This window comes from Stutzerimonas stutzeri (assembly GCF_009789555.1).
Classification (GTDB): domain Bacteria; phylum Pseudomonadota; class Gammaproteobacteria; order Pseudomonadales; family Pseudomonadaceae; genus Stutzerimonas; species Stutzerimonas stutzeri_R.
This window is the reverse complement of record NZ_CP046902.1, coordinates 1,114,516-1,129,011: the sequence shown is the minus strand read 5'-3', so window position 1 is coordinate 1,129,011 and position 14,496 is coordinate 1,114,516. Positions and strand designations below refer to the sequence as shown.

General features: G+C 62.8%; 14 protein-coding genes. 9 read left to right on the top strand and 5 right to left on the bottom strand.

Annotated elements, in window-relative coordinates:
• The first annotated feature begins 55 nt into the window (after nucleotides 1–55).
• The 4 genes from ubiA (at nucleotide 56) to GQA94_RS05225 (ending at nucleotide 4,638) form a co-directional block, all read left to right on the top strand.
• The gene (ubiA, locus tag GQA94_RS05240; RefSeq protein WP_158187084.1) at nucleotides 56–952 is read left to right on the top strand and encodes a 4-hydroxybenzoate octaprenyltransferase; all 897 of its coding nucleotides are present in this window, start codon (nucleotides 56–58) and stop codon (nucleotides 950–952) included.
• Between the two features lie 130 nt (nucleotides 953–1,082).
• Nucleotides 1,083–1,772, top strand: coding sequence for a phosphate regulon transcriptional regulator PhoB (phoB, locus tag GQA94_RS05235; RefSeq protein ID WP_158187083.1), 690 nt, complete (start codon nucleotides 1,083–1,085; stop codon nucleotides 1,770–1,772).
• A gap of 126 nt (nucleotides 1,773–1,898) precedes the next feature.
• Entirely contained in the window at nucleotides 1,899–3,200 is a 1,302-nt protein-coding gene (gene phoR, locus GQA94_RS05230) for a phosphate regulon sensor histidine kinase PhoR (RefSeq protein WP_158187082.1), read from the top strand.
• 97 nt (nucleotides 3,201–3,297) lie between these two features.
• Entirely contained in the window at nucleotides 3,298–4,638 is a 1,341-nt protein-coding gene (locus GQA94_RS05225; RefSeq protein WP_158187081.1) for a hemolysin family protein, read from the top strand.
• Nucleotides 4,639–4,713: 75 nt separating this feature from the next.
• Here GQA94_RS05225 and GQA94_RS05220 read toward each other — a convergent pair whose 3' ends face one another.
• Together GQA94_RS05220 and GQA94_RS05215 are read right to left on the bottom strand one after the other, a co-directional pair.
• Complete coding sequence (locus GQA94_RS05220) at nucleotides 4,714–5,610, bottom strand: peptidoglycan DD-metalloendopeptidase family protein (protein ID WP_158190035.1); 897 nt, start codon at nucleotides 5,608–5,610, stop codon at nucleotides 4,714–4,716.
• Between the two features lie 167 nt (nucleotides 5,611–5,777).
• Nucleotides 5,778–6,683, bottom strand: coding sequence for a response regulator (locus tag GQA94_RS05215; RefSeq protein WP_158187080.1), 906 nt, complete (start codon nucleotides 6,681–6,683; stop codon nucleotides 5,778–5,780).
• A 635-nt stretch (nucleotides 6,684–7,318) separates the two neighbouring features.
• Here GQA94_RS05215 and GQA94_RS05210 point away from each other — a divergent pair.
• Genes GQA94_RS05210 through GQA94_RS05190 form a run of 5 tightly spaced genes read left to right on the top strand, consistent with a single transcriptional unit; the run spans nucleotide 7,319 to nucleotide 11,917 of the window.
• Nucleotides 7,319–8,527, top strand: coding sequence for an ABC transporter substrate-binding protein (locus GQA94_RS05210; protein ID WP_158190034.1), 1,209 nt, complete (start codon nucleotides 7,319–7,321; stop codon nucleotides 8,525–8,527).
• A gap of 2 nt (nucleotides 8,528–8,529) precedes the next feature.
• On the top strand, nucleotides 8,530–9,342 hold the full coding sequence (locus GQA94_RS05205) for an ABC transporter ATP-binding protein (protein ID WP_233270218.1): 813 nt from the start codon (nucleotides 8,530–8,532) through the stop codon (nucleotides 9,340–9,342).
• Nucleotides 9,335–10,045: an ABC transporter ATP-binding protein gene (locus GQA94_RS05200; RefSeq protein ID WP_158187079.1), complete on the top strand. Its 711-nt coding sequence runs from the start codon at nucleotides 9,335–9,337 to the stop codon at nucleotides 10,043–10,045. The genes GQA94_RS05205 and GQA94_RS05200 overlap by 8 nt, the downstream gene beginning before the upstream one ends.
• Nucleotides 10,045–10,932, top strand: a complete 888-nt coding sequence (locus tag GQA94_RS05195; protein WP_158187078.1) for a branched-chain amino acid ABC transporter permease — start codon at nucleotides 10,045–10,047, stop codon at nucleotides 10,930–10,932. The genes GQA94_RS05200 and GQA94_RS05195 overlap by 1 nt, the downstream gene beginning before the upstream one ends.
• Nucleotide 10,933: 1 nt before the next feature.
• A complete protein-coding gene (locus GQA94_RS05190) occupies nucleotides 10,934–11,917 on the top strand; it encodes a branched-chain amino acid ABC transporter permease (RefSeq protein ID WP_158187077.1) in 984 nt (327 codons plus the stop codon).
• Between the two features lie 9 nt (nucleotides 11,918–11,926).
• Here the strand turns inward: GQA94_RS05190 and GQA94_RS05185 are convergent, their stop codons facing one another.
• The 3 genes from GQA94_RS05185 to lgt all read right to left on the bottom strand — a co-directional run bounded on the left by GQA94_RS05185 (nucleotide 11,927) and on the right by lgt (nucleotide 14,494).
• Nucleotides 11,927–12,700, bottom strand: coding sequence for a ParA family protein (locus GQA94_RS05185; RefSeq protein ID WP_158187076.1), 774 nt, complete (start codon nucleotides 12,698–12,700; stop codon nucleotides 11,927–11,929).
• 93 nt (nucleotides 12,701–12,793) lie between these two features.
• On the bottom strand, nucleotides 12,794–13,588 hold the full coding sequence (locus GQA94_RS05180) for a thymidylate synthase (protein WP_158187075.1): 795 nt from the start codon (nucleotides 13,586–13,588) through the stop codon (nucleotides 12,794–12,796).
• A gap of 105 nt (nucleotides 13,589–13,693) precedes the next feature.
• Nucleotides 13,694–14,494 (bottom strand): prolipoprotein diacylglyceryl transferase, encoded by an 801-nt coding sequence (lgt, locus tag GQA94_RS05175; protein ID WP_158187074.1) that lies wholly within the window; start codon nucleotides 14,492–14,494, stop codon nucleotides 13,694–13,696.
• Between the last annotated feature and the right edge of the window lie 2 nt (nucleotides 14,495–14,496).

Here is a 14,496-nt window from a genome sequence, read left to right as displayed (position 1 = left end):
CCAGACTGCCGGTCGGGCCGCGCCGACATTCCGTAACTGATTGGAGACCCCGTCGATGTACCAAAAGCTGCTGCAATCGAGCAATCGCCTGCACCCGCGCGCCTGGGACTTCATACAGCTGATGCGCCTGGAGCGGCCCATCGGCACCTATCTGCTGCTGTGGCCAACGCTTTGGGCGCTATGGATCGCCGGCGAAGGCTCGCCCAGCGTGAAGAACGTCATCATCTTCGTGCTCGGCGTGATCCTGATGCGCGCCGCAGGTTGTGTCATCAACGATTTCGCCGACCGCAACTTCGACGGTCATGTCAGCCGTACCAAGGGCCGTCCGCTGGCCACCGGCAGGATCACGCCGAGGGAAGCCTGGGTTCTCTTCGCGGTGCTCGTGGGGCTGAGCTTCGGCCTGGTCCTGTTGACCAACGCGGCGACTATCTGGCTGTCTTTCGGGGCACTGGGCGTGGCAGCGCTTTACCCCTTCATGAAGCGCTACACCTACTATCCACAGGTGGTGCTCGGCGCGGCTTTTTCCTGGGGCATCCCCATGGCATTCACCGCCGAGCGCGGCGTGCTGCCACCCGAAGCCTGGCTGCTGTTCATCGCCAACCTGATCTGGACCGTGGGCTACGACACCTACTACGCCATGGCCGATCGCGAAGATGATCTCAAGATCGGGATCAAATCCACCGCGATCCTGTTTGGCGAAGCTGACCGGATCATCGTTCTCATCCTGCAAGGGCTGGCGTTGTTCTGCCTGATTCTGGCCGGCGTGCGCTTCGAGCTTGGCCAGTGGTTCCACCTGGGCCTGACTATCGCGGCTGCCTGCTTCGCCTGGGAATTCTGGAAAACCCGCTCGCGCAAGCCGCAGGCCTGTTTCAAGGCGTTCCTGCATAATCACTGGGCGGGCCTGGCAATCCTCGCCGGGATCATCCTCGATTACGCGAACAGGGTTGGATGACCGCGCGATGCTCCCATGGCGTACGGCGCAGCCGCCCGGCTCGCCCACAGCCACAGGCCATGATCTGTCACATCCCTGCAACATTTCCGTTATCTAATGCCGAGCGACAAGAAACGGACCGAGAGCGGACATGAACGGCAAATGCATACTGATCGTCGATGACGAAGCACCGATCCGCGAGATGATCGTGGTGGCGCTTGAAATGGCCGGCTACGAATGCCTCGAGGCGGACAATACGCAGCAGGCCCACGCGCTGATCATCGATCGTCAACCTGACCTGATTCTGCTGGACTGGATGTTGCCCGGCACGTCCGGCATCGAGCTGGCCCGCCGCCTCAAGCGTGACGAAATGACCGCCAATACGCCCATCATCATGCTCACCGCCAAGGATGCCGAGGACAACAAGATCCAGGGCCTGGAGGTCGGTGCGGACGATTACATCACCAAGCCGTTCTCGCCCCGTGAGCTGGTGGCGCGCCTGAAAGCGGTATTACGCCGCGCGGCGCCCAGCGACAACGAGACGCCCATCGAAATCGGTGGCCTGCTGCTCGATCCCATCAGCCATCGGGTCACCATCGATGGCACCCCTGCGGATATGGGCCCGACCGAGTATCGGTTGCTGCAGTTCTTCATGACCCATCAGGAACGCGCCTATACCCGCGGTCAATTGCTCGACCAAGTGTGGGGCGGCAATGTGTACGTCGAGGAACGCACCGTGGATGTGCATATCCGCCGGCTGCGCAAGGCACTGGGCGAGACCTACGAAAACCTGGTGCAGACCGTGCGCGGTACCGGCTATCGTTTTTCCACCAAGAGCTGAACGCCACCCATACGCGCGGCGTGCAGTGGCACGATCGGGTATCCGTTCACGCAGGCCAGCTGCCTGCGCCGGTATTGGCAAACATGATTTCCGGCCAGCCCCAAGCTGCCTCAAGGAGCGTTAGCGGTGAACCAAGACTGGCAAGGCGCGCTGGTGCGTCAGCTGCTTCTGCTGTTGGCCGGCTGCCTGCTGGTCGGATTGATCACGGGTGAGTATGCCTGGGCGCTGGTCGCGGGCCTGATCGGCTATCTCGGCTGGACGCTCCATCAGATGCGACGCCTGCAGGAATGGCTCAGACGCAGCCAGCCGGACGAGCCGCCGCCGGACGCCCATGGCCTGTGGGGCGACATCTTCGACAATCTGTATCAGATGCAGCGCCGCGACCTGCGCCTGCGCGGCCAGTTGCAGTCGGTGATCGACCGCGTCCAGGGTTCAACCGCAGCGCTGAAGGACGCCGTGGTCATGCTCGACAGCGACGGCAACCTGGAATGGTGGAACCCCGCCGCGGAGCGCCTGCTGGGCCTGAAGAAACCACAGGACACCGGGCACCCGGTCGGCAATCTGGTGCGCCACCCGAGTTTCAAGGAGTATTTCGACAGCGGCCGCCACGAAGAGCCGCTGGAGCTGTCATCGCCGGTCAACGACCGCCTCTGGCTGCAGATCACCATCACCCGCTATGGCAACAGCGAGCACCTGATGGTGGTGCGCGACATCACCCGCCTGCAGCAGCTGGAGCAAATGCGCAAAGACTTCGTCGCCAACGTGTCCCATGAGCTGCGCACGCCGCTGACGGTCATCTCCGGCTACCTGGAAACCATGCTCGAGCACATTGAGGAGATGCCGCCGCGCTGGACGCGGGCGCTGAATCAGATGAACCAGCAGGCCGGACGCATGCAGCACCTGCTCAACGACCTGCTGCTGCTCGCCAAGCTGGAGGCGACCAGCCCGCCGACCAAGACCCAGCCGGTGGCCGTCGCCGCCCTGCTGCAGTCCATCAGAGGCGACGCCCTCGCGCTGTCCGCCGATCGTAACCATGTCATCAACCTCGAGGCGGACCCCACGCTTGTGCTCAAAGGCAGCGAGGCCGAGTTGCGCAGCGCGTTCTCCAATCTCGTCTTCAATGCCGTGAAATACACCCCGGACGGCGGCGAGATACGAATTCGCTGGTGGCACAACGAGCATGGCGCGCATCTGGCCGTGCAGGATTCAGGGATCGGCATCGAGTCCAAACACCTGCCGCGCCTGACCGAACGGTTCTACCGCGTCGACTCGAGCCGCGCCAGCAACACCGGCGGGACCGGGCTGGGCCTGGCCATCGTCAAGCATGTACTGCTGCGCCACCAGGGCCGCCTGGACGTGAACAGCACGCCGAGCAAAGGCAGTACCTTCACCTGCCATTTCCCGCTGTCCCAGGCCATCGTTCGCTGAGCGCCCAGCACTTGCCGACCATCGTCACCGCCCGCGCCTTGAAATAACCGAGAGCCGGCCCCATGCTTGGTGCCGTCTTCGACTACCCGACATTTTAATGGACCCTTCCCCTAGTTACACCGCGCCCTCCTACTTCGCTGATTTCGGCCTGATCCTCTTTGCCCTGTTCCTGGTTCTGCTCAACGGTTTTTTCGTTGCGGCGGAATTCGCCATGGTCAAGCTGCGCGCCACCAAGGTCGAAGCCATTGCCAAGCAGCATGGATGGCGCGGGCATATCCTGCGCAAGGTGCACTCCCAGCTGGATGCGTACCTGTCCGCGTGTCAGTTGGGCATCACCCTGGCCTCGCTCGGTCTCGGCTGGGTCGGCGAGCCTGCCTTCGCCCACCTGCTCGAACCGGTATTGGCTGCGGTCGGCGTGCAATCGCCAGCAGTGGTGCACGGCATCGCCTTCTTTACGGCGTTTTTCATCATTTCCTACCTGCACATCGTGGTCGGCGAGCTCGCGCCCAAGTCCTGGGCGATCCGCAAGCCCGAGCTGTTGTCGCTGTGGACGGCGGCGCCGCTGTACCTGTTCTACTGGGCCATGTACCCGGCGATCTACCTGCTCAACGCCAGCGCCAACGCAATCCTGCGGGTCGCCGGGCAGGGCGAGCCCGGCGGGCATCACGAACATCATTACAGTCGCGAGGAGTTGAAGCTGATCCTGCACTCCAACCGCGCGCTCGACCCGGCCAACCAGGACATCAAGGTGCTCGCCTCGGCGGTCGAAATGAGCGAACTGGAAGTGGCCGACTGGGCCAACTCGCGCGAAGACCTGCTGCAACTGGAGCACAGCGCCTCGCTGGGCGATATCCTCGAGCTGATTCGACGCCACAAATACAGCCGTTACCCGGTGTTCGATGCCGAACAGGGCGAATACATCGGTCTGCTGCACATCAAGGACCTGCTGTTGGCGCTGGCCAGCGACGATGCGCTGGCGCAGCACTTCGACCTCGGCGCATTGTTGCGGCCGCTGGAGCGGGTCTCCCGCCACCTGCCACTCAACGCGCTGCTGGACCAGTTCCGCCAGGGCGGCGCGCATTTCGTGCTGGTGGAAGAAGGCGACCACAAGGTGGTGGGCTTCCTGACCATGGAGGACGTGCTCGAGGTGCTGGTCGGCGACATCCAGGACGAACACCGCAAGACCGAACGCGGCATCCTCGCCTATCAGCCGGGCAAGCTGCTGGTACGCGGCGACACGCCGCTGTTCAAGGTCGAACGGCTGCTGGACGTCGACCTCGATCACATCGAGGCGGACACCCTGGCCGGCCTGATCTACGAGACCCTGAAGCGGGTACCGGAAGAAAACGAGGTGCTGTACATCGAGGGCCTGCAGATCGTCATCAAGAAGATGCGCGGCCCGAAGATCGTGCTGGCCAAGGTGCTCAAGCAGGACTGACCTGCAGCCCGGATAAGCCGCTGCAAACGGGCGCCCAGCTGTTTTCAGCCTAACGCCTACGCAGCCTGGCTGCGCTCAGTCGCCACCCACGGCGAAATTCGGCAGGCTGTTGACCGGCTGGGAAAAGTCGAACGGAATCGACTCGACCGCCAGCCCGACATTGCGCTGCACGACGAAGTGCAGATGCGGGCCGGTGCTGTTTCCGGTATTGCCCGATCGCGCGATGACCATGCCGGTGCCGACTCGCTGACCTTCCCGGACGCTGACCGACCCCTTCATCAGGTGCAGATAAACCCCCATCGTGCCGTCGTCATGGATGATTCGCACGTAGTTGCCGGAGGGGTTGTTGCCGCGCCCGGTCTGGCTGTTTTCCACCCGCACCACAACGCCGCCGCGCGCCGCGACGATCGGCGTGCCTTCAGGCATGGCGATATCGGCGGCATAGCGGCCCTTGGGGGTGAAATGGCTGTACTTGCCGTTGGCGCCCTGGGTCAGGCGAAACGGCCCGCCCTGCCAAGGCAGCGGGTAGCGGTAGGGCTTGGGTATCAGGCGCGGATCGCCCAGGGCATGGCGCAGCCTGGGCGTGTATTTCATCGGTTTGTCGGGATCGAGCGGGGCCAGCGTCGCCAGCCTGATCTGGCTGCGCGGCGGCAAGACCCAGCGGATTGGCTTGTCCGGCGCGCCGGTCACATTCTCGACACCGTTCAGTTGAAGCTCGATGTCCACCGGTGCAAACAGGTCATTGCGCACCAGCAGGGTTTCGCCGGCGGCGTGCTTGCGGGTCTCCAGCTTCACCTGGGTATCGAGCTTTTCGACCATGCGGTCGTTGAACGCAAACACCTGCGCGCCCGGCGCGGCCTGGTCGCTGTACGTGACCACGCCATTGGCGTCGGTGTACTTGTAGATGGTCAGGGCCGAGGCGGGCAATGCCAGCCAGAACAACCCAAGACAAAGAAAGAGGCGCCCCAACATAACGGCAGACTTCATGTGGTCAAGTGTTCAGAGCACCGCAGCCTAGCAGCGCAGCGAGGCGTGCGCGAGCCGCCGACCATCGGGCTGTGAAATCGTTCCTCCGATGAGGCGACTTTCGGATGAACGGAGCCGCATTCCTTGCGCCAGATGACCTTTTCGCGCCCGTCTCAGGCGCCCGGCACGAAATGCCGCTGGGCGGTACCACGCGCGATCAACCGCGACAGATAGTCGAGCTTTTGCGGGTCACGGTCGACGAAGCGGAACGTCAGTTGTAGCCATTCGCTGTCAGGCTTCGGTTCCAGCGCCGCGACCGCGTGCAGATAGCCATTGAGGCGCGCCACCTCGCCGCCCTCGCCCTGTTCCAGATCGAGCACGGCGCTTTCAAGAACCTGTGGCAGATCATCACCCCGCTTGATCACCAGCGCAGCTTCCTTGAGGCTCAAGGCTTTTATCACACAGGCAAGCGTGCCCGATGCCAGACGCAACTGGCCCTGACCGCGCCCGGCGGTAGAAGCCGAGGGTCTGGGCGCGCCGGGGCGGATCAGCGGTGCCGCGGACGCCGCCGGCGCTGCGGGATTGCCAGCCGGCCTGACGACCTCGGCCTTACCCCCCGTTAGCGCGGCCAGCGAGTCGTTGGCCATTCCGGTGCTGGTCGGCCGTACGGGCGCGCTGGCGGCCAGCGCATCGAGCTTGCCGGCCCGGCTCAGTGCCTTGCGCACCTTGGTAGTCAGCTGTTCGTTGGAGAACGGCTTGCCGATGAAATCCGACACGCCGGACTGGATCGCCTGTACCACGTTTTCCTTGTCGCCACGGCTGGTGACCATGATGAACGGCGTGGTCTTGAGCTTTTCATGAGCGCGACACCAGGTGAGCAGTTCGAGCCCGGACATCTCGGGCATTTCCCAGTCGCACAGGATCAGATCGAAAGATTCACGATCGAGCATCTGCTGGGCCTTCCGACCGTTCACCGCGTCTTCGATGCGGATGCCGGGAAAATGACTGCGCAAGCCCTTCTTGACCAGATCCCGAATGAAGGGGGCGTCATCCACTACCAGCACACTGACCTTGCTCATCGATCGCTCCTGCTTGAATGGCCGTCAGCATAGCGGTAGCCGCTGACCGACAAAAGCACAGCCGACCAACGTGGCACTTTAATTCCATCCACCGGGTCGTGCGCCGATCGGCCGGCTGCCCCGCGCCTGCAAACGGACGCCGGTCGGCCACGCCCGCATCTTTTTGAGCGGATGCCTTGCACGGGCGGCCCATCGCTGGCCGACAGCGCCGCGTCGTCACGCGGTGGAATCGCCCACTCATCGTTAACCTTAACGGCAGCGTCAAGCTCGCAGGCTGCGCCAGAAAAGCGGTCAACGCGGGATGATTTCGTGCGAATCGATCAGTTGCGTCTGGCCAAAGCCCTGCTACGTTTAAGTTCTAACAATAATTAGAAGAGTCGTATGCCAGGCCGAATGACAGCCCCAGCACCCACCGACTATCCGCGCCCCGCCAGGGCGCCAGACCGCACCTGCGGCGCAAGCGCCATTGCTGCCGCAGCCCTGATTTTTTTGATCGACACGCCAAGGGTGCTTCACCACCCTGCCGCGAGACAGGCGCGCCGTGTCGCAGCCAGTTACCCACCGAACCGTCCAGTCGTGGCAGCCCGCCAGGGCCGTCCTGTAAGCGGTCAACCCCTGCAAGGAGATAGGCGATGATGAAGCTTCTGGCAATTGCAACGGCCACTGTGAGCGCGGCTGTCGCGCTTCCCGCGTCGGCTGCCGAGATATCCGATGGCAAGGTGAAAATCGGCATTCTCAACGACCAGTCCGGCGTCTACGCGGACTTCGGCGGAAAATGGTCGTACGAAGCAGCGAAGATGGCCGCCGAGGATTTCGGCGGCACGGTACAGGGCGCTCCGATCGAAATCGTGACCGCCGACCATCAGAACAAGCCCGATATCGCCTCCAACGTCGCCCGCCAATGGTACGACCGCGAACAGGTCGACTCGATCATGGAACTGACCACGTCATCCGTGGCCCTCGCCGTCCAGGGCATCTCCCGCGAAAAGAAGAAGATCAACCTGGTCACCGGCGCGGCAACGGCCGAGCTGACCGGCAAGCAGTGCTCGCCGTATGGGTTCCATTGGGCCTACGACACTCATGCACTGGCCGTCGGAACCGGCGGCGCACTGGTATCCCAGGGGGGTGACAGCTGGTACTTCCTCACCGCCGACTACGCCTTCGGGTATTCGCTGGAGGAGCAGACCAGTGCCTTCGTCAAAGCCAAGGGTGGCGAGATCAAGGGCTCTGTCCGGCACCCGCTGGCGACCAACGATTACTCCTCGTTCCTGCTGCAGGCACAGTCGTCCGGCGCCGAAGTCATTGGCCTGGCCAACGCCGGGCTGGATACCGCCAACGCCATCAAGCAGGCCGCGGAGTTCGGCATCGTCGCCAGCGGTCAGCGTCTGGCAGCATTGCTGTTCACCCTTTCCGAAGTCCACGGGCTGGGCCTCGAAGCCGCACAGGGGCTGACCCTTACCGAAAGCTTCTACTGGGACCGCGACGATCAGTCCCGAGAGTTCGGCAAGCGTTTCTTCGAACGCACCGGTCGGATGCCGAACATGGTTCACGCCGGCACCTATTCCGGTGTGCTGCAGTACCTCAAGGCGATCGACAAGGCCGGTACCGATGAAACCGAAGCCGTCGCCAAGGCCATGCACGAGATGCCGGTGGAGGACCTGTTTGCACGCAACGCCAAGGTTGGCGCCAACGGTCGCTTGATCAGCGACGTCTATCTGATGGAGGTGAAAAAGCCCGACGAAAGCCAGGAGCCCTGGGACTACTACAAGGTCCTCGCCACGGTTCCAGGCGACGAGGCGTATATCGATCCAGCCGAAAGCGGCTGCGACCTGGTCAAGCCATAAGCATGGGGCTCAGCAACGGCGGCACAGCCGGGGAAGCCGCGGCGACCCCGGGCACCGACGAACAACCGCGCGTCGTGCTGTCGGCACGCGGACTGCGGCGTGATTTCGGTGGCTTCGTGGCGGTGAACAACGTCGATCTGGACGTCCACCACGCACGGGTCCACGCACTGATCGGGCCCAACGGCGCCGGCAAGACGACGGTGTTCAACCTGTTGACCAAGTTCCTGCAGCCTTCGAGCGGCACCATCAGGCTACTCGACCATGACATCACCCGCACCGACCCCGCCAAGGTGGCGCGCATGGGGCTGGTGCGCTCGTTTCAGATATCGGCGGTGTTTCCGCACCTGAGCGTGCTGGAGAACGTCCGTGTGGCCCTGCAACGCCCCGGCGGATTGGCGACCCAGTTCTGGCTGCCGCTGCGCTCACTGAATCGGCTGAACGAGCGCGCCATGGCGCTGATCGAGTCGGTTGGCCTGCAGGACGCATGCAACAGCCCGGCGGCGGACCTTTCCTATGGTCGCAAACGGGTACTGGAAATCGCCACCACGCTGGCGCTGGAACCCAAGGTATTGCTGCTCGACGAGCCGATGGCCGGCATGGGCCACGAGGACGTGCACATCGTGTCCGACCTGATTCGTGAGGTTGCACGCGACCGAGCGGTGCTGATGGTCGAGCACAACCTCAAAGTCGTCGCCGACCTCTGCGATCAGGTCACCGTGCTGCAGCGCGGAGAAATACTCACCTCCGGGGATTACCGCAGCGTGAGCCAGGACGCACGTGTCCGCGAAGCCTACATGGGGACGGAAGATGAATGACGCGACCCCGTTATTGAGCGTTCGCGAGCTGAATGCCTGGTACGGCGAAAGCCATGCGCTCCATGGCATCGACCTGGACGTACACCAGGGCGAGACCGTAACGCTGCTCGGCCGCAACGGCGTAGGCAAGACCACGGCGCTGCGCTCGATCATGGGCATCATCCGCAAACGAACCGGAACGATCCGCTTCGATGGTCACGACATGATGCGCGTACCGCTGCACCGGGCCGCGCACACCGGGATGGGCTTCGTGCCAGAAGAACGCGGGATCTTCGCTACGCTGACGGTGGATGAAAACCTCAATCTGCCGCCGATCATCGCCAAGGGTGGCATGTCCAGCGAGGAAATCTACACGCTGTTCCCCAACCTCAAGGAGCGCCGAAACAGCGCCGGGACCAAGCTTTCGGGCGGCGAACAGCAGATGCTGGCGATCGCCAGGATTCTGCGCACCGGCACCAAGCTATTGTTGCTCGACGAACCAACCGAGGGCCTGGCCCCGGTGATCGTCCAGCGCATCGGTGACGTGCTGCTGACGCTCAAGCAGCGCGGCATGACCATCCTGCTGGTAGAGCAGAATTTCCGCTTTGCCAGCAAGGTCGCCGACCGTTTCTACCTGGTCGACCACGGCCGGATCGTCGATAACTTCCACGTCAGCGAGCTTCAGGGCCGCATGACGATACTCAACGAAACCCTGGGGGTCTGATGACGGAGATCTTCGGCGTACCCATTCAGGCGTTCCTCGGGCAGCTGCTGATCGGACTGATCAACGGCTCCTTCTATGCCATGCTCAGTCTCGGCCTGGCGATCATTTTCGGCCTGCTCAAAGTCATCAACTTCGCCCACGGCGCGCAGTACATGATGGGCGCGTTCGCCGGCTACCTGCTGCTGGCGGTACTCGGCATCGGCTACTGGCCGGCGCTGATCCTGGCACCGTTGATCGTCGGTCTGGCCGGTGCGGCCGTGGAACGGCTGGCGCTGTCACGGCTGTACAACCTCGATCACCTTTATGGCCTGCTGTTTACCTTTGGCCTGGCCCTCGCGCTGGAAGGCGCCTTTCGTTACTACTACGGCTCGTCCGGGCAGCCCTATGCGGTGCCGAGTCTGCTGTCGGGCGGCTACAACCTCGGGTTCATGTTCCTGCCCAAGTACCGTGCCTGGGTCGTGCTGGCGTCGCTGTTGATTTGCCTGGGCACCTGGCTGCTGATCGAAAAGACCAAACTCGGTTCCTACCTGCGAGCCGCTACCGAAAACCCAACGCTGGTTCGCACCTTCGGCATCAATGTGCCGCTGCTGCTGACCTTCACCTACGGGCTGGGCGCGGGCCTGGCCGGACTGGCAGGGATTCTCGCGGCACCGATCTACCAGGTCAGCCCGCTGATGGGCTCGAACCTCATCATCGTGGTGTTCGCCGTGGTGGTGGTCGGTGGCATGGGCTCGATCCTGGGTGCCATCGTCACCGGCTACATGCTCGGCATTCTCGAAGGACTGACCAAGGTGTTCTACCCCGAGGCGTCCAATATCGTGATCTTCGTGGTCATGGCAATCGTGCTGCTCGTGCGGCCCGCGGGCTTGATGGGAAGGGATGGCTGACATGCAGCAAACGACCGCAATTCGCGCCGCAAAGCGAAAGCACTGGAACCCGGAGACCGTCCTGATCGCGCTGGGAATCATCGGGCTGGTCCTGGCGCCGCTGTATTTCTATCCCGTGTTCCTGATGAAGATCATGTGCTTCGCCCTGTTCGCCTGCGCCTTCAACCTGCTGCTGGGTTACACCGGCATCCTCTCGTTCGGGCACGCGGCATTCTTCGGCGGCGCCGCCTATTTCACCGCGCACGCTGTCAAGGAATGGGGCCTGACGCCAGAACTGGGCATTCTGGTGGGCGTGGTCGGGGCCGCGTTCCTGGGCCTGGTGATCGGTTTCCTGGCGATACGCAGGCAGGGCATCTACTCGACGATGATCACGTTGGCGCTGTCGCAGATGTTCTTCTTTTTCTGCCTTCAGGCTCCGTTCACGCATGGCGAGGACGGCATCCAGGGTATTCCGCGCGGTCACCTGTTCGGCCTGATCGACCTGTCAGAGCCGCTGAACATGTATTTCTTCGTGCTGACCGTGTTCCTGCTCGGCATGCTGGCGATCTGGCGGATCATCAACTCGCCCTACGGCATGATCCTCAAGTCGATCCGCGAGAACGAGAACCGCGCCATTTCGCTGGGCTATACGGTGTCGCGCTACAAGCTCGGCGCCTTCGTCATGTCGGCGACCCTCGCGGGGCTGGCGGGGGGGCTGAAAGCCCTGGTATTTCAGTTCGCCACCCTGACCGACGTCAGTTGGCAGATGTCTGGAGAGGTCGTGCTGATGACGTTGCTCGGCGGGATCGGAACCCTGGTGGGCCCGGTGTTCGGCGCGGCGCTGGTGACCACGCTGGGCAACTATTTCGCCACCTCGGAACTGCCGGTTACATTGGTGACCGGCATCATCTTCATGGTCTGCGTGCTGATCTTTCGCCGCGGCATCATCGGCGAACTCTACGCGTCGCGCCTGGGCCGCAGGATCGAACGTGCCCGCGAGGAATGAACCGTCCGTTCAGGCCCGGCTCTCGAGGTGCTCGTGCAGCGCGACGAATTGCTGGGTCAGCTTGTGTTTCGGATCGAAATGAACCAGTGGCAGGCAAACCTGATGCGATTCACGCATCCGCACCGAACTCATCAGGTGCACCGGCAACACCGGCAGGCCCTCGGCCAGCAACTCGTCGATGATCTGCTGCGGTAGCGCCGCCCTCGGCTGGAACTGATTGACCACGATCCCTTCGACTAGCAACGCCGGGTTGTGGTCTTCCTGCAACTCTTCGATCTCGGCGAGCAGGCTGTACAGCGCCTGACGGGAAAAGCTGTCGCAATCGAAGGGAATCAGGCAGCGATCCGCTGCGATCAATGCAGACAGGGTAAAGAAGTTCAGCGCCGGAGGCGTGTCGATATAGATCCGCTCGTATTCCTCGGAAAGATTGTCGAGCAGTTTTCGCAGCTTGTTGATCTTGTGCTTGGCCTCGAGCTTGGGTTGCAGGTCCGCCAGTTCCGCGGTTGCGCCGACCAGATGCAGGTTGTCGAAGCGCGTCTCGCTGATCGGTGGTCGCGCCTTCTTGCCGGCCGCGCCTCCCGCGAGCACTTGCTTGAAGAAGTCCGCGATGCCGGTTGGCAGGTCGTCTCCCGCCACGCCTGAAAGATAATGGCTGGAGTTGGCCTGGGCATCGAGGTCCACCAGCAACGTGCGATAGCCCTGCGCCGCGCTCACCGCGGCGAGGTTACAGGCGATGCTCGACTTGCCGACGCCCCCTTTCTGATTGAACACGACCCTGCGCATGCCGCGACCCTCGAAACTCCTGAGCGGTCGAGTCTATACGGCAAATGTGACAATCAGGTGATCGACCGGGGCGAACCCGACCAAAGTCCAACCTCACACCGCCACGGGCGCCTTGATGTGCGGATGCGCCTGGTAGCCAACCAGCTCGAAATCATCGAAACGGAAGGCGAACAGATCCTTGACCGCGGGATTGAGCTTCATCGTCGGCAGCGGCAGCGGCTCGCGCGTCAGTTGCAGATCGGCCTGTTCCAAATGGTTGGCGTACAGGTGGCAGTCGCCGCCGCTCCAGATGAATTCGCCCGGTTGAAGGTCGCAGACCTGCGCGACCATCAACGTCAGCAGTGCATAGCTGGCGATGTTGAACGGCACACCGAGAAAGATATCGGCCGAGCGCTGGTACAACTGGCAGCTGAGCTTGCCTTCGGCTACGTAGAACTGAAACAGCGCGTGGCATGGCGGCAGCGCCATCTGATCGACCAGCGCCGGGTTCCAGGCCGAGACGATCAGGCGGCGCGAGTCGGGATTCTGCCTGATCATCTGGACCAGCTTGCTGATCTGGTCCACCGATTCGCCGTTGGGTGCCGGCCAGTTGCGCCATTGATAGCCATACACCGGCCCGAGTTCGCCGTTCTCATCGGCCCACTCGTCCCAGATGCGCACGCCGTTTTCCTGCAGGTAGCGGATATTGGTATCGCCCTGCAGAAACCACAGCAGTTCATGGATGATGGATTTCAGGTGGCATTTCTTGGTCGTGACCAGTGGGAAACCGTCGGCCAGGTCGAAGCGCATCTGATGGCCAAACACGCTGTAGGTGCCGGTGCCAGTGCGGTCGCTCTTGAAGGTGCCGTTCTCGCGCACGTGGCGCATGAGGTCGAGATACTGTTTCATCGAGGGGCTCGAAGCGGGCGCCGAGGCGCGGTGAAAAGGAACCTGCGCATAGTAAGAGCCGACGCCCGACTTGTCTCGCGATTGCGACGAAGCCGGGCGATCCGATCAGGCCGACGCCTTCGCCGGCGCGCTGCGATAGCCCCAGGCGATCATGCCGACACCGATCAGCACCATGGGCACACAGAGCACCTGTCCCATGGTCAGCCAGCCGAAAGCCAGGTAACCGAGCTGAGCATCCGGCACCCGCACGAATTCGACCAGGAAGCGGAAAATGCCGTAGCAGACGGCGAACAGCCCGGACACCGCCATGGTCGGTCGTGGCTTGCTGGAGTAGAGCCAGAGGATGACGAACAGCGCCACGCCTTCCAGCGCGAACTGATAGAGCTGCGAGGGATGCCGCGCCAGTTGCTGCGGATCGGTGGGAAACACCATGGCCCAGGGCACATCCGTTGCCTTGCCCCACAGCTCGGCGTTGATGAAATTGCCAATGCGCCCGGCCCCCAGGCCGATGGGCACGAACGGCGCAATGAAATCCATCAGCTCGAAGAATCGCTTGCCGTTGCGCCGGGCAAATATCCAGGTGCACAGCAGCACGCCGATCAGGCCGCCGTGGAACGACATGCCCCCCTTCCATACCTGGAAAATAAGCGTCGGATCGTTGAGATAGGCCGCCAGGTCATAGAACAGCACGTAGCCCAGCCGCCCGCCGACGATCACACCCATCGCAACCCAGAACACCAGGTCGGACAACTTGTCCTTGTTCCAGCTCGGATCGAATCGATGCAGTCGGCGCGAGGCCAGGAACCAGGCGCCACCGATGCCGATCAGGTACATCAGGCCGTACCAGTGGATCTGCAGCGGGCCAAGCGAAACGGCCACAGGGTCTATCTGCGGGTAAGGCAACATCC

Bases quoted from the DNA above. Each gene is read 5' to 3' on its own strand.
- ubiA (WP_158187084.1), top strand. From the start codon at position 56: ATGTACCAAAAGCTGCTGCAATCGAGCAATCGCCTGCACCCGCGCGCC.
- phoB (WP_158187083.1), top strand. From the start codon at position 1,083: ATGAACGGCAAATGCATACTGATCGTCGATGACGAAGCACCGATCCGC.
- GQA94_RS05225 (WP_158187081.1), top strand. From the start codon at position 3,298: ATGGACCCTTCCCCTAGTTACACCGCGCCCTCCTACTTCGCTGATTTC.
- GQA94_RS05220 (WP_158190035.1), bottom strand. From the start codon at position 5,610: ATGTTGGGGCGCCTCTTTCTTTGTCTTGGGTTGTTCTGGCTGGCATTG.
- GQA94_RS05215 (WP_158187080.1), bottom strand. From the start codon at position 6,683: ATGAGCAAGGTCAGTGTGCTGGTAGTGGATGACGCCCCCTTCATTCGG.
- GQA94_RS05210 (WP_158190034.1), top strand. From the start codon at position 7,319: ATGAAGCTTCTGGCAATTGCAACGGCCACTGTGAGCGCGGCTGTCGCG.
- GQA94_RS05205 (WP_233270218.1), top strand. From the start codon at position 8,530: ATGGGGCTCAGCAACGGCGGCACAGCCGGGGAAGCCGCGGCGACCCCG.
- GQA94_RS05200 (WP_158187079.1), top strand. From the start codon at position 9,335: ATGAATGACGCGACCCCGTTATTGAGCGTTCGCGAGCTGAATGCCTGG.
- GQA94_RS05195 (WP_158187078.1), top strand. From the start codon at position 10,045: ATGACGGAGATCTTCGGCGTACCCATTCAGGCGTTCCTCGGGCAGCTG.
- GQA94_RS05190 (WP_158187077.1), top strand. From the start codon at position 10,934: ATGCAGCAAACGACCGCAATTCGCGCCGCAAAGCGAAAGCACTGGAAC.
- GQA94_RS05185 (WP_158187076.1), bottom strand. From the start codon at position 12,700: ATGCGCAGGGTCGTGTTCAATCAGAAAGGGGGCGTCGGCAAGTCGAGC.
- GQA94_RS05180 (WP_158187075.1), bottom strand. From the start codon at position 13,588: ATGAAACAGTATCTCGACCTCATGCGCCACGTGCGCGAGAACGGCACC.
- lgt (WP_158187074.1), bottom strand. From the start codon at position 14,494: ATGTTGCCTTACCCGCAGATAGACCCTGTGGCCGTTTCGCTTGGCCCG.